Source organism: Enterococcus sp. DIV1328a, assembly GCF_050536905.1.
In the GTDB taxonomy this organism is placed as follows: domain Bacteria; phylum Bacillota; class Bacilli; order Lactobacillales; family Enterococcaceae; genus Enterococcus; species Enterococcus faecalis.
Map to the genome: position 1 here is coordinate 44175 of NZ_CP172912.1, position 19170 is coordinate 63344.

At 40.0% G+C, this 19170-nt stretch carries 16 protein-coding genes, 1 pseudogene and 1 other annotated feature; all 17 genes and pseudogenes read left to right on the forward strand.

Annotated features, from left to right (window positions below):
- The first annotated feature begins 55 nt into the window (after nucleotides 1-55).
- Nucleotides 56-1201: a PIN/TRAM domain-containing protein gene (locus tag IGL93_RS00185; RefSeq protein ID WP_002368622.1), complete on the forward strand. Its 1146-nt coding sequence runs from the start codon at nucleotides 56-58 to the stop codon at nucleotides 1199-1201.
- A gap of 18 nt (nucleotides 1202-1219) precedes the next feature.
- Nucleotides 1220-1693 carry a 2-C-methyl-D-erythritol 2,4-cyclodiphosphate synthase gene (ispF, locus tag IGL93_RS00190; protein WP_002367570.1) on the forward strand — a complete coding sequence of 158 codons (474 nt, stop codon included), beginning with the start codon at nucleotides 1220-1222 and terminating at the stop codon, nucleotides 1691-1693.
- A 52-nt stretch (nucleotides 1694-1745) separates the two neighbouring features.
- Nucleotides 1746-3203, forward strand: coding sequence for a glutamate--tRNA ligase (gene gltX / locus IGL93_RS00195; RefSeq protein ID WP_010706819.1), 1458 nt, complete (start codon nucleotides 1746-1748; stop codon nucleotides 3201-3203).
- Nucleotides 3202-3408, forward strand: a binding site (T-box leader). Its footprint overlaps the gene before it by 2 nt.
- A 64-nt stretch (nucleotides 3409-3472) precedes the next feature.
- Nucleotides 3473-4011, forward strand: a pseudogene (epsC, locus tag IGL93_RS00200) (serine O-acetyltransferase EpsC).
- Nucleotides 4004-5416, forward strand: a complete 1413-nt coding sequence (cysS, locus tag IGL93_RS00205; RefSeq protein WP_010713655.1) for a cysteine--tRNA ligase — start codon at nucleotides 4004-4006, stop codon at nucleotides 5414-5416. The pseudogene epsC and the gene cysS overlap by 8 nt, the downstream one beginning before the upstream one ends.
- Nucleotides 5413-5811, forward strand: a complete 399-nt coding sequence (locus tag IGL93_RS00210) for a Mini-ribonuclease 3 (protein WP_002356056.1) — start codon at nucleotides 5413-5415, stop codon at nucleotides 5809-5811. Before cysS ends, IGL93_RS00210 begins: the two co-directional genes overlap by 4 nt.
- Nucleotides 5801-6658: a 23S rRNA (guanosine(2251)-2'-O)-methyltransferase RlmB gene (rlmB, locus tag IGL93_RS00215; protein ID WP_430600014.1), complete on the forward strand. Its 858-nt coding sequence runs from the start codon at nucleotides 5801-5803 to the stop codon at nucleotides 6656-6658. The genes IGL93_RS00210 and rlmB overlap by 11 nt, the downstream gene beginning before the upstream one ends.
- A gap of 14 nt (nucleotides 6659-6672) precedes the next feature.
- On the forward strand, nucleotides 6673-7203 hold the full coding sequence (locus IGL93_RS00220; RefSeq protein WP_010713654.1) for an NYN domain-containing protein: 531 nt from the start codon (nucleotides 6673-6675) through the stop codon (nucleotides 7201-7203).
- Nucleotides 7204-7288: 85 nt separating this feature from the next.
- Nucleotides 7289-7855, forward strand: coding sequence for a sigma-70 family RNA polymerase sigma factor (locus IGL93_RS00225; protein WP_002383498.1), 567 nt, complete (start codon nucleotides 7289-7291; stop codon nucleotides 7853-7855).
- A gap of 57 nt (nucleotides 7856-7912) precedes the next feature.
- A complete protein-coding gene (locus tag IGL93_RS00230) occupies nucleotides 7913-8215 on the forward strand; it encodes a Veg family protein (RefSeq protein ID WP_025189153.1) in 303 nt (100 codons plus the stop codon).
- 180 nt (nucleotides 8216-8395) lie between these two features.
- Complete coding sequence (gene ispE / locus IGL93_RS00235) at nucleotides 8396-9247, forward strand: 4-(cytidine 5'-diphospho)-2-C-methyl-D-erythritol kinase (RefSeq protein ID WP_002356061.1); 852 nt, start codon at nucleotides 8396-8398, stop codon at nucleotides 9245-9247.
- A 163-nt stretch (nucleotides 9248-9410) separates the two neighbouring features.
- The gene (locus tag IGL93_RS00240; RefSeq protein ID WP_002367576.1) at nucleotides 9411-10364 is read left to right on the forward strand and encodes a metal ABC transporter substrate-binding protein; all 954 of its coding nucleotides are present in this window, start codon (nucleotides 9411-9413) and stop codon (nucleotides 10362-10364) included.
- Between the two features lie 25 nt (nucleotides 10365-10389).
- Nucleotides 10390-11082 (forward strand): metal ABC transporter ATP-binding protein, encoded by a 693-nt coding sequence (locus IGL93_RS00245; protein ID WP_002356064.1) that lies wholly within the window; start codon nucleotides 10390-10392, stop codon nucleotides 11080-11082.
- 161 nt (nucleotides 11083-11243) lie between these two features.
- The gene (locus tag IGL93_RS00250) at nucleotides 11244-12083 is read left to right on the forward strand and encodes a metal ABC transporter permease (RefSeq protein WP_002383493.1); all 840 of its coding nucleotides are present in this window, start codon (nucleotides 11244-11246) and stop codon (nucleotides 12081-12083) included.
- Nucleotides 12084-12226: 143 nt separating this feature from the next.
- Entirely contained in the window at nucleotides 12227-13048 is an 822-nt protein-coding gene (purR, locus tag IGL93_RS00255; protein ID WP_002381336.1) for a pur operon repressor, read from the forward strand.
- 201 nt (nucleotides 13049-13249) lie between these two features.
- On the forward strand, nucleotides 13250-14635 hold the full coding sequence (gene glmU / locus IGL93_RS00260; protein WP_002356067.1) for a bifunctional UDP-N-acetylglucosamine diphosphorylase/glucosamine-1-phosphate N-acetyltransferase GlmU: 1386 nt from the start codon (nucleotides 13250-13252) through the stop codon (nucleotides 14633-14635).
- Between the two features lie 440 nt (nucleotides 14636-15075).
- Nucleotides 15076-19137, forward strand: coding sequence for a 5'-nucleotidase C-terminal domain-containing protein (locus IGL93_RS00265; RefSeq protein WP_430600015.1), 4062 nt, complete (start codon nucleotides 15076-15078; stop codon nucleotides 19135-19137).
- Nucleotides 19138-19170: the final 33 nt, after the last annotated feature.

A 19170-nucleotide genomic window follows, 5' to 3' on the forward strand; every position in this document is an offset into this window, starting at 1 on the left:
TTGTACGCCCCACAACGCTAGACGTCTTTATTAAATAAACGAGGAGGATGGCTATATGCAAAAACGAATCATCACGTTGCTGATGATCATTGCTGGTGCAAGTTTAGGAATTTCTCTTTTCCCAATGGCTTGGGAAATGGCTAAGCAAGGCAATAACAGTTGGTTAAACAATAACTTTACGAACGGATTAATTGGTGCAATTATTTTCTTTATTTTATCTTTAGGGTTAGCAAAGTATATTGTTTCCGCTGTCAAAAAAATCGAAGCAGCTTTAAATGAAATGAGTTTAACCTATTTATTATTTGGAAGTATTGGTGCCATCATTGGTTTAACAATTGGTGTCATTATTTCCATTCCAATGTACAACTTACAAATTCCTGTCGTGAATAGTTTACTGCCAATTCTAGTTATGATTATTCTGGGTTACTTAGGTTTCCGAATGGGAACAACACGGATTGAGGAGTGGAAAAAAGTTTTTACACCTCGCCAAAAGAAAGCAAATACGGAAGACACCGAAGGACAAATGTTGGAACGTAAAGTGGAAGACAACTTCCATAAATACAAAATTTTAGACACCAGTGTCATCATTGATGGCAGAATCTACGATATCGCTAAAACAGGCTTTTTAGAAGGTGTTTTGCTGATCCCTAACTTTGTTTTATATGAATTACAATACATTGCTGATTCTGGAGACAGTTTAAAACGGGTGAGAGGTCGTCGTGGCTTAGATATTTTAAATGCTTTACAAAAAGAAGAAGGTATCTCCGTTGAGATGTATGACGGAGATTTCGAGGATATCTCTGAAGTAGACAGTAAATTAATCAAATTAGCAAAATTATTAGATGGCGTGGTTGTGACCAATGACTACAACTTAAACAAAGTCTCTGAATTTCAAAATGTGCCTGTTTTAAACATTAATGCTTTAGCTAATGCTGTGAAACCAGTGGTGATTCCAGGTGAAACGATGAATGTGATGGTTGTAAAAGCTGGAACAGAGCGTCAACAAGGGGTCGCTTACTTAGATGATGGCACAATGGTTGTGGTTGAAGATGGCCAGCATTACATGAATGAGCAAATCGAAGTGGTCGTTACAAGTGCTTTACAAACCGCAGCTGGGCGTATGATTTTTGCCAAACCGGCGCATGCGGGTCGCGGGATTAATGATCGCAAGGATAACCATCCTAAAAACGATAAAAATTAAGCAAAGTGAGGACTTAGTATGATTCGAATCGGTCAAGGTTTTGATGTTCATCAATTAGTTCCGCAACGACCTTTAATTATTGGTGGGGTTACTCTTCCTTATGAAAAAGGTCTGTTAGGGCACTCAGATGCCGATGTTTTAACACATGCAATTATTGATGCAATCCTTGGTGCCGCTGGTCTGGGTGATATTGGGCAACTGTTTCCCGAAACCGATCCGCAGTTCAAAAATGCGAATTCTGTAAACTTATTAAAAAAAGTAAATGAAAAAGTTGGGCGGTCGGGCTTTACTATTGGCAATATTGATTGTACAATTTTAGCGGAAGAGCCAAAGATGAGCCCATACTTGGCAGAGATGAAAAAGAATCTAGCCGCGAGTTGCCACTTAGCGGTCACACAAGTGAACATTAAGGCAACGACCATGGAAACGATGGGCTTTGTTGGTAAAAAAGAAGGAATCGGCGCAATTGCCGTTGCTTTATTGGAAAAATAACTGAAAACGACGTTAAACCGTCTGTTTTTAAAAAATGGAAAGAGGAATGAACATGACGAAAGTTCGTGTGCGTTATGCACCAAGTCCAACTGGACACTTGCACATTGGGAATGCAAGAACAGCATTATTTAACTACTTATTTGCCCGCCACAATGACGGAGAATTTATCATTCGTATCGAGGATACCGACCAAAAACGGAACATCGAAGACGGCGAGAAAAGTCAGTTGGAAAACTTAGCATGGTTAGGGATGGAATGGGATGAATCACCTGCTCATCCGGGAGAATATGGTCCATATCGTCAATCAGAACGTAAAGAAATTTACCAACCATTGATTGATCAATTATTAAGTAGCAATCGTGCGTATAAGTGTTATTGTACGCCAGAAGAATTAGAAGCAGAACGTGAAGCACAACAAGCTCGTGGGGAAATGCCTCACTACGCAGGCACTTGTGCGAATTTAACACCTTCTGAACAAGCAGCCAAAGAAGCGGCTGGTCTAGAACCAGTGATTCGCTTCCGTGTGCCACGTAACACAGAATACAAATTTGATGACATCGTGAAAGGTGAAATTACTTTTGAGTCAGATAACATTGGTGGCGATTTTGTCATCCAAAAACGCGATGGGATGCCAACGTATAACTTTGCCGTTGCAGTAGATGATCACTTAATGAAAATTTCTCACGTTTTACGTGGCGATGATCATATTGCTAACACACCAAAACAATTAATGATTTACGAAGCGTTTGAATGGACACCACCTGTCTTTGGCCATATGACCTTAATCATTAATTCAGAAACTGGCAAAAAATTGAGCAAACGTGATGAAACAATTTTACAATTTATTGAACAATACCGTGAATTAGGTTACTTACCAGAAGCCATGTTCAACTTTATTGCTTTACTAGGATGGTCTCCTGTTGGCGAAGAAGAAATCTTCTCACAAGAAGACTTGATTAAATTGTTTGATGAACAACGCTTAAGCAAGTCACCAGCGGCCTTTGATGCGAAAAAATTAGAATGGATTAACAATCAATACATGAAACAAATGGACTTAAGTGAACTAACAGATATGTGTATTCCTTATTTAGTCGCTGACGGTCGTGTTGAAGAAAATCCATCTCCTGAAAAAATCGAATGGTTAAAACAATTAGTTAGCTTGTATCAACCACAAATGAGTTATGCAGCTGAAATTGTGGAACTATCAAACTTGTTCTTTAATGAACATCCAGTTTTAGATGATGCTGCGAAAGAATTCTTGCAAGGAGAAACAGTGCCAACTGTGTTACATGCGTTTAAAGAACAATTAGAAGCCTTGGACGTTTTCGATGTACCAAGTATTAAAGCAGCGATTAAAGCCGTCCAAAAAGAAACCGGCGTTAAAGGCAAAAACTTGTTTATGCCAATTCGAATTGCTGTTTCTGGACAAATGCATGGTCCTGAATTAGGCGAAACCATCGAATTATTAGGCAAAGAAAAAGCATTAGATCATTTAAATAAAGTGTTATAAAAACACAAAGAATAGAAGAAGTAGACAATCAGATGGATTTCAGAGACGCTGTGGGTGGTGAGAACAGCGAGCATCTTTTGTCGAAATGCATCTATGAGTGGCTTTGGTGAAAAAAGTAACCGAAGACGTCGGCAGGCGTTAACTGTATCGAGGCAAGAGCTAGTTCTTGTGAAGAAAAGTGGAACCACGCATGGGCGTCTTTTAAGCAACGTTTTTTTGTTGCTTAAAAGACGTTTTTTATTTTTGTATAGTAGAAAGGAGTTCACCCTATGAGTTGGTTGAAACGTAGCGTCGCAGCTGTTAAAAGAAACGATCCTGCAGCGCGGACCACACTAGAAGTTCTTTTAACGTATCCTGGCTTGCACGCCCTGTTTTGGCATCGCTTGTCTCATTTCTTATATAGGCATCAGTTGTTTTTGTTGGCGAAGATTCATGCACAATTTTGGCGTTTCATAACGGGCGTAGAAATTCATCCCGGAGCCACAATTGGAGCGGGGGTTTTTATCGATCACGGCATGGGCATTGTGATTGGGGAAACCGCGGAAATAGAAGAAGATGTTGTTTTGTTTCACGGAGTGACGTTAGGTGGGACCGGTCGTGATACGGGTAAACGCCATCCAACAGTGAAAAAAGGAGCGATGATTTCGGCACGAGCTCAAATTTTAGGGCCAGTTGTGATTGGTGAACGTTCAAAATTGGGGCGGGTGCTGTTGTTATTTCAGACATCCCAGCAGATGCTACAGCTGTGGGTGTTCCTGCGAAAGTCGTTCGTCTAAATGGAAGAAAGGTGGAAAAAGGGCATGATTAAAATTTATAATACATTGACCAGAGAAAAAGAAGTATTTACGCCAATTGAGGCGCATAAAGTTCGGATGTATGTCTGCGGACCAACCGTGTATAACTATATCCATATCGGTAATGCGCGCAGTGCGATCGCCTTTGATACAATTCGTCGTTATTTTGAATATCGTGGGTATGAAGTGAATTATGTCTCGAACTTTACAGATGTCGATGATAAAATTATCAAGGCAGCTAAAGAATTGAAAATTACTGCGCCGGAAGTGGCGGAGCGTTTTATCAAAGCCTTTGAAGAAGACACGCAAGCATTGAATGTCCAACCAGCAACGCTACATCCCCGGGTGATGGACCACATGACTGATATCTTAGCTTTTATCGACGTTTTAATTGAAAAAGGTTTTGCTTATGAGGTCGCAGGTGATGTGTATTATCGCACCCGTAAATTCCCTAATTATGGTAAATTAAGCCATCAATCGATTGATGAATTAGAAGTGGGGGCAAGTCAACGAACTGGCGTTGAACAACAATTAAAAGAAGACCCATTGGATTTTGCTCTTTGGAAAAGTGCCAAAGAAGATGAAATTTCTTGGGATTCTCCTTGGGGTAAAGGACGTCCCGGCTGGCATATTGAATGCTCTGTCATGGCGACAAAACACTTGGGAGAGACGATTGATATTCATGGCGGTGGACAAGATTTAGAATTTCCACATCATGAGAATGAAATTGCACAGAGCGAAGCCAAAACAGGCCATACCTTTGCCAATTACTGGATGCATAACGGCTATGTCACAATTGGTGAAGACGATGAAAAAATGAGCAAATCCCTAGGTAACTTCATTACTGTTCATGAAATGATTCAAAAAGTGGATCCGCAAATTTTACGTTTCTTTATGTCCACCACCCAGTACCGTCGCCCGATTCGTTATAGCGAAAGCACTCTAAAAGAGGCAGCAGCCAATTATCAAAAATTGAAAAATGCGTTTGAAAATTTACGTTTTAGACAAGCAGATGCGGTCGCAAGTTTGCCAGAGGATGAACACTATTTAGCTCAATTAAACGAATTAGAACAACGTTTTATTACGGAAATGGACGATGATTTCAATGCAGCTAACGGGATTACGATCGTTTATGAATTAGCGAAGATGATGAATCAGTACAGTGAACAAGCGACAGTTTCGGAACCAGTTCTAGTGGCGATGGATAAGCTTTTCAGTGGCTGGTTAGCTATTTTTGGTTTATTCTTTAAAAACGAAGAATTAGTGGATGCACAAGTCGATGCGTTAATTGAAGAACGGAACCAAGCACGGAAAGACCGTGATTTTGCCCGAAGTGATGAAATCCGCGATTTATTAAAAGAACAAGGCATTGTTTTAGAAGATACTCCGCAAGGAACGAGATGGAGAAGAAGTGAATGAGAGATTACAAACAATTAAACGGTTTAGCTTTGGCCTATGTTGGCGATGCGATTTATGAAATTTACATTCGTGATTATTTAGTTTCCTTGGGACAAACGAAACCGAATGTTTTGCATCGCATGGCGACACACTACGTGTCAGCAAAAGCCCAAGCAAGCTTAATGCAAGCGATGTTAGCGGGAGAAATGCTAACGGAGGAAGAAGAAGTGATGTACAAACGCGGTCGGAATGCTAAAAGTCACACCTTTGCCAAAAATGCTGATGTGACGACCTATCGGGTAGCGACCGGTTTCGAATCCTTGATGGGGTATTTACATTTGACACAACAAAAAGAACGTTTAGAAGAATTAATTAACTGGTGTATCAAGAAAGTAGGTGAAACCAATGAAAAATGAAAAATCTCGTCCTTTTAAAAAAGGTAAGAAACGTCCAGAACGTTCAGATAAGCGTTCAAAAGAACGGAACCCACGACCAGCGACAGCAGGTGCTGATGGAACCTCAGAAGAGCTAGCAGATAACTTTGTCTTTGGTTTCCATGCGACTGTTGAGGCGTTGCAGCAAGGACGCGGGAATAAATTGTTTTTACAAGAAGATGCTCGTGGCGAGAAAATTGGGCAATTAAAACAAGCAGCGAAAGAACAGGCTGTTCCAGTTAAATGGGTGCCTAAAGCAAAATTAGATACGATGAGTGATCACGGCGTGCATCAAGGTATGGTTTTAGCAATCACGGCGTATCAATATTTAACTTTAGAAGAATTATTGGAACAAACAAAAGAAAAGACAGCAACACCATTTTTCCTAATTTTAGACAGTCTAGAGGACCCACATAACTTTGGTTCAATTTTGCGAACAGCTGATGCGACAGGCGTGGACGGTATTATCATTCCGAAACATCGTGCAGTGGGAATTACACCAACCGTAACCAAAGCGTCAACAGGGGCCGTGGAACATATTCCAGTGGCTCGTGTAACGAATCTAGCGCAAAGTATTGCAACGCTAAAAGAGAATCAATTTTGGATTTTTGGTACAGATATGTCTGGGACGGATTATCGTCGCTGGAATACACAAGGCGCAATTGCCTTAATCATCGGAAATGAAGGTCGTGGCATGAGTCAAGGTCTTCATAAAGAAGTGGATGAATTATTAACGATTCCAATGACTGGACACGTTCAAAGCTTAAACGCTGGTGTGGCTGCAGGCTTGCTAATGTATGAAGTCTATCGTGGCCGCAACCCATTATAGAAGAAGGCGATTGTATGAAAAAACAATTGTTAATCGTTGATGGCTATAATATGATTGGTGCTTGGCCAGAATTGGTCCAGTTGAAAAAGCAAGAGCGTTTAGAGGATGCGCGTGAACTGCTTCTTAGTCGTCTGTCCAACTATGCCAAATATGAAGGGTTGGAAATCATTGTGGTCTTTGATGCCCAATTAGTCCCAGGCATTCAGCAAACGTACAAAAAGTACCTTTTGACCGTGGTTTTCACCAAAGAAGATGAAACAGCAGATAGTTATATTGAACGTCTAGCTGGTGAAAAAAATGATCGTTTAACGCAAGTAACAGTCGCAACGAGTGATTTGGCTGAACAATGGATGGTCTTTTCACAAGGTGCATTGCGGACTTCGGCCAATGAACTTTACAAAGCTGTCCAGAAAACAGAAAAGACGATTGCCATTCATGCAACGGATATCCATTTCCAGCAATTTCGTCGAAATTCTCCATGGAACGTGGAGCAGTTATCAAAACTTTCTGAGAAGCTAGAAGAATTGTCTCAAAAAAAAGATTAAACAAATGTTCGCTTAAGTCATAAATTTCTAACATGCTATGCTCTCCTAAATCATTCGATACGTTTATCGAAAAGGAGGGCTTTTTATGTTAGAACAGATTCAGCAAGCATTAGCAGGAGACCAAGAACAATTTCAAGCTTTATATGGGCAATATCAGCCAGTGATTTATAAGTGTATGAAAAAATACTATTTAAAAGATTATGATACTGAGGACTGGCTTCAAGAAGGGCGAATTGTCTTCTTTCGGACGTTAGAACGATTTGATTCAGAAAAACAAGCATCATTAGGAAAGTTTTTTAAACGAAATTTTGAAAATCACGTACATAGCTTAATTCGCCATCAATGCGCCTATAAGCGGCGAACAGATACCTTGTCTATTTCTCTGGAACAACGATTAGAAAGCGCTGGTGAAGAGTTAGTGGACTATTTAGGGACAACGGCCACCGACCCATTAGGTCAATTAATGATTCAAGAAAAATTGGCAGCTTTTCCGACACGTCTTTCCTCGTTGGAACAACAAATTTTAAACGCATACTTAAAAGGCTACACGTTAGAAGAAATCGCTAAAGTACGTGGGGGAACTTTTTCAGCTGTCCGAAGTGCCTATGATCGTGCCAAAGCAAAAATGAAATATACATTAGAAAATGAATAAAAATTCGACAAAACAGCCGGTTTGTCGAGCAAAAGTAGTTGCAAACAGACTTCTAGTATGATAAACTTGAAATTTTTTAAAAAAAGTGATATAATATTTCTCGAGGTGAATGCAATGCCAACAACGTTATCGTCAATTAAGAAAGATTTGGAAGGCCGTATCGGCAGTGAAATTATGTTAGTTGCTCAGACTGGAAGAAAGCGCCAAACAGAACGTAAAGGAATCTTAACGGAGACTTATCCATCTGTTTTTGTTGTTGACTTGGATCCAGACGAGAACTCATTTGAACGTGTATCTTATAGCTATTCAGATGTTTTAACACGCACCGTTGAAATCGAATTCATCGGTCAAGCCGTATAATTTAGAAAGTCCGCTTAGGAGTGAAGGAAGAGCCCTTCGTTCCTAAGCTCTTTTTAATTTCAACCATCTGTCGTCAGAGAAAGAGCAATCTTCGGTGTACTTCTTCATGGACATATGATAGAATCTAAAAGATTAAAATGTTGGTAGACAAAAGATTAAGGAAGGTGAATCAGGGAACCGATGGAAATAATCGAACGAGCTCCTGCGAAAATTAATCTTGGGTTAGATGTTCTGCATAAACGTGTGGATGGCTATCATGAAGTTGAATCTATTTTTGCAAGTGTAGATTTAGCCGATCATTTAACTTTTGAAAATCTAGAAGAAGACATCATTCGTATTGAAACGGACAGCTCTTTTTTACCCGTGGATCGACGGAATCATGTCTATCAAGCAGTTGACTTATTAAAGCGTACCTATAATATTCATAAAGGAATTAAAATATATATTGAAAAACGTATCCCCGTGGCAGCTGGTTTAGCAGGGGGTAGCAGTGACTGTGCCGCAGCATTACGAGGCTTGAACAAGCTGTGGAATCTGGGGTTGACGATGGACGAACTCTGTGAAATTGGCAGCCAAATTGGTATGGATGTTCCTTATTGTTTAAGGGGCGGAACAGCCTTTGCAAACGGACGTGGGGAGAAAATTGAAGCATTACCGACCATGCCTCAATGCTGGATTGTGCTAGTTAAACCAAGAATTAGTGTATCCACTAGTACCGTTTTTAATGATTTAGCGGTAGATGAATTGCACCATCCAGATATTGCTGGACTAAGAATAGCTATTGAAAATGGTGATTATACTGGGATGACCCAAACGGTTGGCAATGCGTTGGAAAGTGTCACGATTGCCAGACATCCGATCGTGCAACAAATCAAGGATCGCATGCTGAAGTACGGCGCTGATGCAGCGTTGATGAGCGGCAGTGGACCGACAGTCTTTGCTTTATGTGAAAAGAAAACACGAGCACAACGGATTTATAATGGACTTAAAGGCTTTTGCGAAGAAGTTTATTTGGTTCGGACATTGAAATAAAAAACAACAGAGCGTGGAGCAAAAAACCAAAGTGATTTTTGTCCCACGCTCTGTTGTTTTTTTAAATTTATTCCTTGACGTCCCGTGATCCATTTGGTACATTATTCCTGGCAAATCGTAAATATTACGGTTTATAACAGGTAAATCGAAAAGAGGACAGAACATGACGAAAATCTACCGCCGTTTGATAATCGGCGTTACTTTAGCAATCAGTGCTTTTCTTTTAGCTAGTTGTGGGCAAACCACACAATCGCCAAAAGAGAAGAAAGAGCTCACGGTAATGACTACTTTTTATCCGATGTACGACTTCGCAAAACAAGTCGTTGGTGATGAGGGAGAGGTTGAGCTGTTGATTCCAGCTGGAACGGAACCACACGATTATGAACCAAGCGCAAAAGACTTAGCGAAAATTACTGATGCGGATGTCTTTGTTTATAATAGTAAAGAGCTAGAAACTTGGGTTCCGAATGTTATTGAAAACTTGGACACGAAAAAAGTTTCAATCGTGGAAGCCAGTCAATCCATTCAATTGATGCAAGGAACAGAAGAGGAAGAATCTGGCGAAGAAGGTCATGAAGGCCATAACCATTCCCACGAACTGGATCCGCATGTCTGGTTAGATCCCGTGTTAGCGCAAAAAGAAGTGACAGCGATTCGGGATGCGCTTATCAAAAAATATCCTGAGAAAAAAGCCGTATTTGAAAAAAATACCGCTGCTTATTTGGAAAAATTGACTGCGCTAGATAAGGAATACCAAGCTGCATTTGCAGGCGCTAAAAATCGGACCTTTGTGACGCAACATGCTGCATTTGGCTATTTGGCGAAACAATATGGCTTGACCCAAGAACCGATTGCTGGGATTTCTCCAGACCAAGAACCTTCGCCAAGTCGTTTAGCCGAATTAAAAAAATATATTAAAACAAACAATGTTTCTGTGATCTATTTTGAAGCATCGGCTTCTACAAAAGTAGCCAAAACATTGGCAGACGAGACAGGCGTCGAATTAGCCGTATTGAATCCTTTAGAGAGTTTAACTCAAAAAGAACAAGAAGCAGGCGAGAACTACGTGTCTGTCATGAAAGAAAACCTCGCTGCTTTACAAAAAAGCATTCATTAATCTGGCAACAGAAAGGAGCCAACTTATGCATTATATTGAAGTCGAAAATTTAACCTTCTATTATGATGATGAACCTGTTTTAGAAGATGTTTCTTATTATGTTGATCCAGGGGAATTCGTTATTTTAACAGGAGAAAATGGCGCTGCCAAGTCAACGCTGATCAAAAGTACCTTAGGGTTATTAAAACCAACAAGTGGCAAAATTACGGTCGCTAAAAAAAATAGTGCTGGTGAAAAAATCAGCATTGGCTACATTCCACAACAAGTCGCTTCTTTCAATGCGGGCTTTCCTAGCACCGTCATTGAATTAGTACGTTCAGGTCGCTTTCCCAGAAATCGTTGGTTCAAACCGTTGACGAAAAAAGATCATCTTCATGTGGAAAAAGCTTTGAAATCAGTGGACATGTGGGAAATGCGCCACAAACGAATTGGCGAGCTTTCTGGCGGGCAAAAGCAACGAATTAGTTTAGCACGAGTGTTTGCGACCGATCCAGATTTGTTTATTTTAGATGAGCCAACAACAGGTATGGATGAACAATCGCGAAACGAATTTTATCAATTGTTGCAACACAGTGCGCATGAACATGGAAAAGCTATTTTGATGATTACGCATGATCATGAAGATATCAAAACCTATGTGGATCGTCAAATTCGTCTTGTCCGCAAAGAAGATTCGAAATGGCGTTGTTTCCATATGAGTGAAGAATCGTATACGTAAAGTTTCCAATAAAACGTTATCTGGCTCGATCATAACGAAAGCCAAGGAACGGCTTAAAGAAATGTTGGAAAAATTTAAAAAATAAGCAGGAATTAAAAAATTAATTCGCTTAAACGTCGCTACAATGGTAGTGTTCATTTTAGCGGTAAGGAGTGAATCGTATGGCAGAAATGCTTTCTTATGCATTTATGCAAAAGGCCTTTTTAGCAGCACTGTTTATCTCAGTGATTGCCCCAATGCTCGGCGTCTTTCTAGTTATTCGCCGACAATCTTTAATGGCAGATACCCTTTCACATGTGTCATTAGCCGGTGTGGCACTAGGCTTCTTTTTTAATTGGAATCCTAATTTAATGACCTTAATTGTCGTGATTGTGGCTGCAATCATTCTAGAATATTTACGAATGATTTATAGCACCTATTCAGAAATTTCGATTGCTATTTTAATGTCAGGCGGTTTGGCTTTGGCGTTAGTTTTGATGAATTTAACAGGAGGCAATTCAGCTGCTAGTATTCAATCGTATTTATTTGGTTCCATCGTCACGATTACGTGGGATCAAGTGGTTATGTTGGCAATTTTATTCGTAGTTTTAGTTCTATTGTTTATGTTATTTAAACGTCCAATGTATGTTTTAACATTTGATGAAGATACTGCTCATGTTGATGGGCTACCTATTCATTGGATGTCGATGCTTTTTAATGTAATTACTGGCGTGGCGATTGCTGTGATGATTCCGATCGCGGGAGCCTTGTTAATTTCAGCAATTATGGTCTTACCAGCTGCAATAGGTATGCGAATTGGTAAAGGCTTCAACACGGTGATCATCATCAGTGTGTTTATGGGCTTGATTGGCATGCTAACAGGGTTGACTAGCTCGTATTATTTGGAAACACCACCGAGTGCAAGCATTACCCTAATTTTTATTGGTTTATTCTTATTAGTCAATATTTATCGCCGAGTGGTTGTCATGGTCCAACGAAAACAAAAAATGCAAAGAAACTAAGGAGAAAAACGAAAGTTTTTCTCCTTTATTTCTTTTTTTTAAAAGAAATGGCGAACTATTTTCAGTTATTTGAAAAAAATCCTCGAATTTTTCGGTTAAACCCCTTATAATAAGGAACGATAGAATGAAAAGGAGTGACGAATTTGAAAATTCGGAGAAGTGAACGATTAATCGATATGACCCAGTATCTTTTAGATCATCCCCATACATTGGTTTCTTTGACATATTTTGCTGACCGATACCAATCTGCCAAGTCTTCCATTAGTGAAGATTTAGCAATTGTTAAAAAAACATTTAAAGAACGTGGAACAGGTATTTTAGAAACGATTCCAGGCGCTGCAGGCGGTGTCCGCTTTATCCCTGAAATTCCTTATGAGGAAGCGGAGCAGTTGATTATGGATTTGTGTGATCGTTTGTCAGAACAAGATCGCTTATTACCTGGGGGCTATGTTTATCTTTCAGATTTACTTGGGGAACCGAATTTATTAAGACAAGTGGGCCGGATTATTGCTTCTAAATATTTAGGCAAACAAATTGATGCGGTAATGACCGTTGCGACTAAAGGAGTGCCAATTGCGCAAGCTGTGTCTTATTACTTAAATGTTCCGTTTGTGATTGTTCGTCGCGATTCTAAGATTACTGAAGGTTCAACGGTGAGCGTGAACTATGTATCAGGGTCTTCAGAACGTATCGAAAAAATGGAACTTTCAAAACGCAGCTTAAAACGCGGCTCAAAAGTTTTAGTCGTGGATGACTTCATGAAAGGCGGCGGCACCGTCAATGGTATGAAGAGTATGATTGAAGAATTTGAAGCAGAACTTGTGGGCATTACCGTTTTTGCTGAGTCAAAATTCAATGGCCGTCGTGCAATCGATGACTACACTTCGCTATTGTACGTGGAAGATGTGGATACACAAACAAAAACGATTAGCGTAGTCCCAGGAAACTATTTCACAGAGAAATAATTTGAAAAAGAGCGTGGAAATGGTCCATTCCATTTTCAGGTTCTTTTTTTCTGTTTTATTCCTTTAAAAAAAGATGAGAAAATAAATTGGTCTACCTTTTAAATGCCTTATTTTGTTGAAAAAGACAAAAGAGTAAGATAAACTAGAAAAGGTATAATGAGGACGATTTAGAAGAAAATCAAACAATTTAGTTAATTTGAGGTGGCAAACGTGGAAAATAGATACGCAATTATTTTAGCAGCTGGTAAAGGAACACGCATGAAATCTAAACTTTATAAAGTATTGCATCCAGTTGCTGGTAAACCAATGGTCGAACATATTTTAGATCAAGTAGAACAAACAGAACCAACAGAAATCGTGACGATCGTTGGACACGGGGCGGAAATGATTAAAAGCCATTTAGGCGAACGTAGTCAATATGCCTTACAAGCTGAACAATTGGGAACTGGGCATGCAGTCATGCAAGCACAAGAGTTATTAGGTGGTAAACAAGGAACAACATTAGTTATTACAGGGGATACGCCGTTATTAACTGCGGAAACCTTGAAAAATTTATTCGATTACCATCAAGGTAAGAATGCAAGTGCGACTATTTTAACAGCGCATGCGGAAGACCCAACAGGCTATGGTCGAATTATTCGTGACCATGTGGGCATTGTTGAACGAATCGTGGAACAAAAAGATGCCAGTGAAGAAGAAGCACGTGTTCAAGAAATTAATACAGGAACCTTCTGTTTTGATAATGAATCATTGTTTGAAGCGTTAGCGAAAACAGATACAAACAATACACAAGGGGAATACTATTTAACAGATATCATTGAAATTTTGAAAAAAGAAGGCAAAGCTGTCGCTGCTTACCAAATGGCAGACTTTGACGAAGCAATGGGTGTAAATGATCGCGTCGCTTTATCCACTGCTAATAAAATTATGCATCGTCGTTTAAATGAAATGCATATGCGAAATGGTGTTACATTTATTGATCCAGATACAACGTATATTGATGAAGGCGTGGTAATTGGTTCAGACACAGTCATTGAAGCGGGAGTCACTATCAAAGGAAAAACAGTGATTGGCGAAGATTGCTTGATTGGCGCACATTCAGAAATCGTTGATAGTCACATCGGCAATCAAGTGGTTGTTAAACAGTCTGTGATTGAAGAAAGTGTGGTTCGCGAGGGGGCCGATGTGGGTCCGTATGCACATTTACGTCCTAAAGCAGATGTGGGGGCAAACGTACACATTGGTAACTTCGTGGAAGTAAAAAATGCAACAATCGATGAAGGAACAAAAGTGGGCCATTTAACATACGTTGGTGATGCAACATTAGGCAAAGATATTAATGTCGGTTGCGGCGTTGTTTTTGTTAATTATGATGGCAAAAATAAACACCAAACAGTCGTGGGTGATCACGCGTTTATTGGCTCTGCAACGAACATTGTTGCGCCAGTCACGATTGGTGATCATGCGGTGACTGCTGCTGGTTCAACCATCACAGAAGATGTCCCTTCAGAAGATTTGGCGATTGCCCGGGCACGTCAAGTGAATAAAGAAGGCTATGCTAAAAAGTTACCTTATATGAAGGATTAACCTCAAATAAAAAAGAACGCTCTTTTGCTTAAGCAAAAGAGCGTTCTTTTTCCTCCTTAAAGACTAGACCAATTGCTGCTAGTATTTGTTTAGAGACATTCAAGGGCTAGACCAATGCTGTTTATTCGGTATTTTTAGTTATTTTTTTCAAAAAAATAGTTTTTGTTCCGCTTTTCCAATATAAAAAGACTTTCTTTTTTATAAAGTTCGTGTTTTGGTCAAAATGACTATTTTTTTCACAAACAAATTCGCTATATTGTCCAAAAATAAAAACAATTTACAGGAAAAACATCTTATTTTAACGGAATTTACTGTTTTTTATTTAACGGATATATTATGATAGGAAAAGAAGAGCAGCGTGATGGGGGAAGGCTCTTTTTGTTGTTTGTTACTTTGACAATTGTTTGTTGCAAATGGGTTGAAACACAAGGAGGAAATTTGTGAAAAAGTTGAGCTTTAAAAAAGTGAAGTGGGGCATGCATTTTTTAATGGCTGTTGCGTTGATAGCGCCAAGCGTTACTAGTACGGCATATGCAGTAGAAACAACGAGTCAACAAAGTTCAGAAGCAGTAACAAGTACCACCGATTCAAGTAGAAAACAAGAACCAATCATCACACAGGAAACAACAGACATCAAGCAAGAAGCACCAAATCAGGCTACGAGTGACAGTGTCAAGCAGTCACAAGAAACCACAGCACCAACAGAGACGACGAATTTAGAAACGTCAACCGCTGAAAAAGAAGAAGCGAGCACGCCGCAAAAAATAACAATTTTAGGTACGTCAGATGTTCATGGTCAATTATGGAATTGGTCTTATGAAGATGATAAAGAACTACCAGTTGGTTTGTCCCAAGTAAGTACAGTCGTCAACCAAGTCCGGGCACAAAACCCAGCAGGCACCGTTTTAATTGATAATGGCGACAATATTCAAGGCACTATTTTAACAGATGACTTGTATAATAAAGCGCCTTTAGTGAATGAAAAGACCCATCCAATGATCACCGCCATGAATGTCATGAAGTATGATGCAATGGTTTTGGGAAATCATGAGTTTAATTTTGGTTTACCGTTAATCCAAAAAATTCAAAAAGAAGCCGCTTTTCCAATTTTGTCTGCGAATACCTACAATAAGGAAGATGGTCGTCGTTTTGTTAAAGGGACTACCACGAAGGAACTTGATTTTAATCAAGATGGGCAGCCAGATTTAAAAGTTGGGATTATCGGCTTAACAATCCCGCACATTCCTTTGTGGGATGGCCCTCGTGTTACTTCGCTTAATTTTTTACCTTTGAAAGAAGAAGCAGAAAAAGCAGTTACTGAGTTGAAAGCTAACGATCAGGCTGACATTATTGTTGCCTCGATTCATGCGGGACAACAAAATAGTGATCCGGCTGCCAGCGCCGACCAAGTAATTGAAAATGTCGCGGGGATTGATGCGTATATTCTAGGTCATGACCACCTTTCTTTTACCAAGCAAGGAGCAGCGCCGAATGGAAAAACTGTACCGGTAGGGGGACCGAAAGATACGGGGACAGAAGTTGTCAAAATTGATCTTTCAGTTGCTAAAAATGCCGATAAGTGGGAAGTGCAAGAAGGTACAGCAACGATTGTACCAACAACGAATGTTCCAGCAGATGAAGCAGTTAAGGCAGCGACAAAAGAATACCATGAGCAAACGCGAGCGTTTATTCAGGAGGAGATCGGCACAGCAACAGCTGATTTTTTACCAAAACAAGAAATTAAAGGAATTCCCGAAGCACAATTACAACCAACAGCGATGATTTCTTTAATTAATAACGTTCAAAAAGAAGTAACAGGTGCACAATTAAGTGCGGCAGCGCTGTTTAAATACGACAGTAAATTACCTGCGGGGAAGATTTCCTATGCCACGATTTTTGATATCTACAAATACCCGAATACCTTAGTGAGTGTTCCCATTAACGGTGAAAACTTACTGAAGTATTTAGAAAAACAAGGGGCGTACTATAACCAAACACAGCCAGATGATTTGACCATTAGTTTTAATCCAAACATTCGTGTATATAACTATGACATGATTTCTGGAGTGGACTACAAGATTGACATTTCAAAACCAGTGGGTGAACGAATTGTAGATGCGAAAATTGACGGCCAACCGCTGGATCCTGCCAAAGAATATACGATTGCTATGAATAATTATCGTTACGGCGGTTTAGCTAGCCAAGGGATTCAAGTAGGGGAACCTATTAAAAATTCTGATCCAGAAACCTTACGAGGAATGATTGTTGATTATATTAAGAAAAAAGGAACGCTTGATCCAGAACAAGAAATCGAACGAAATTGGTCAATTATTGGGACAAATTTTGATGAAAAATGGCGTACCAAAGCAATCGAATTAGTGAATGACGGCACTCTTCAAATTCCGACTTCTCCTGATGGACGTACACCAAACGCCGCCGCTATTACGAAACAAGATGTCCGTAATGCGGGCTTTGATTTAGATAATGCATATACCATTATGCACACAAATGACGTTCATGGCCGACTAGAAGCAGGGAAAGGCGAATTAGGTATGGCGCGTCTAAAAACCTTTAAAGACCAAGAAAACCCAACCTTGATGGTGGATGCAGGAGATGTTTTCCAAGGATTACCAATCTCCAATTTCTCCAAAGGCGCGGATATGGCCAAAGCAATGAATGAAGTTGGTTATGATGCCATGGCGGTGGGAAATCACGAGTTTGATTTTGGTTTAGAGATTGCACTAGGTTATAAAGACCAACTGAATTTTCCGATTTTATCTAGTAATACGTATTACAAAGATGGCAGTGGACGGGTTTTTGATCCGTATACAATCGTAGAAAAAGCTGGGAAAAAGTTTGCCATTGTAGGTGTGACGACCCCAGAAACAGCAACGAAAACACACCCGAAAAACGTGGAGAAGGTAACATTTAAAGACCCGATTCCAGAAGTAGAAGCAGTGATTAATGAAATTAAAGAGAAGTACGCGGATATTCAAGCTTTCGTGGTTACTGGGCATTTAGGCGTAGATGAAACGACGCCGCATATCTGGCGTGGTGATACGCTAGCAGAAACCCTTAGTCAAACATATCCTGAGTTAGATATCACTGTGATTGATGGACATTCGCATACAGCCGTCGAAAGCGGCAAACGTTATGGCAAAGTGATCTATGCTCAAACAGGTAATTATTTAAATAATGTTGGGATCGTCACAGCACCAGAGAGTGAACCAACTAAGAAAACAGCAAAATTGATTTCAGCAGAAGAGTTGCTAGGATTGCCAGAAAACCCGGCAGTTAAAGCCATCGTTGATGAAGCACGAACGAATTTTAACGCTGAAAATGAAAAAGTAATTGTCGATTATATTCCATTCACATTGGATGGACAACGAGAAAATGTGCGCACACGAGAGACCAACTTAGGGAATTTGATTGGTGATGCGATTATGTCATATGGCCAAGACGCGTTTAGCCAACCTGCTGATTTTGCAGTAACCAATGGTGGCGGCATTCGCGCTGATATTAAACAAGGGCCAATTAAAGTTGGGGATGTCATTGCTGTGTTACCTTTTGGCAATAGCATTGCGCAAATTCAAGTAACCGGCGCTCAAGTTAAAGAAATGTTTGAAATGTCTGTTCGTTCGATTCCACAAAAAGATGAGAATGGCACAATTTTACTAGATGATGCTGGCCAACCAAAACTTGGCGCAAATGGTGGTTTCCTACATGTTTCAAGCTCCATTCGTATCCACTATGATTCCACAAAACCAGGTACTCGCTTGGCTAGTGACGAAGGCAATGAAACAGGACAAACGATTGTCGGTAGTCGCGTATTAGGAATAGAAATTAAAAATCGGCAAACGCAAAAGTTTGAACCATTGGATGAGAAGAAACAATACCGGATGGCTACCAATGATTTCTTAGCTGCTGGTGGTGATGGTTACGATATGCTAGGTGGTGAACGAGAAGAAGGGATTTCACTAGATGCTGTCTTAATTGAATACTTGAAAAGTGCAACCAGCTTGCGGTTGTATCGTGCAGCAACGACGATTGATTTAGCACAATATAAAGAACCATTCCCAGGCGAACGAATTGTTTCTATTTCGGAAGAAGCTTACAAAGAGTTAATCGGTGGAGGAGAGACGCCAAAACCAGATCCAAAACCAGATCCAAAACCAGATCCAAAACCAGATCCAAAACCAGATCCAAAACCAGATCCAAAACCAGATCCAAAACCAGATCCAAAACCAGATCCAAAACCAGATCCAAAACCAGATCCAAAACCAGATCCAAAACCAACACCAGAAACACCAGTAGCAACTAATAAACAAAACCAAGCGGGAGCAAGACAGAGCAATCCATCCGTAACAGAGAAGAAAAAGTATGGCGGCTTTTTACCTAAAACGGGTACAGAAACAGAAACGCTTGCATTATATGGTTTACTGTTCGTTGGACTTTCTTCTTCTGGCTGGTATATTTATAAACGACGTAACAAAGCTAGTTAGTCATTTTTTAAGAACCGTCCTTCGGGATTGGTT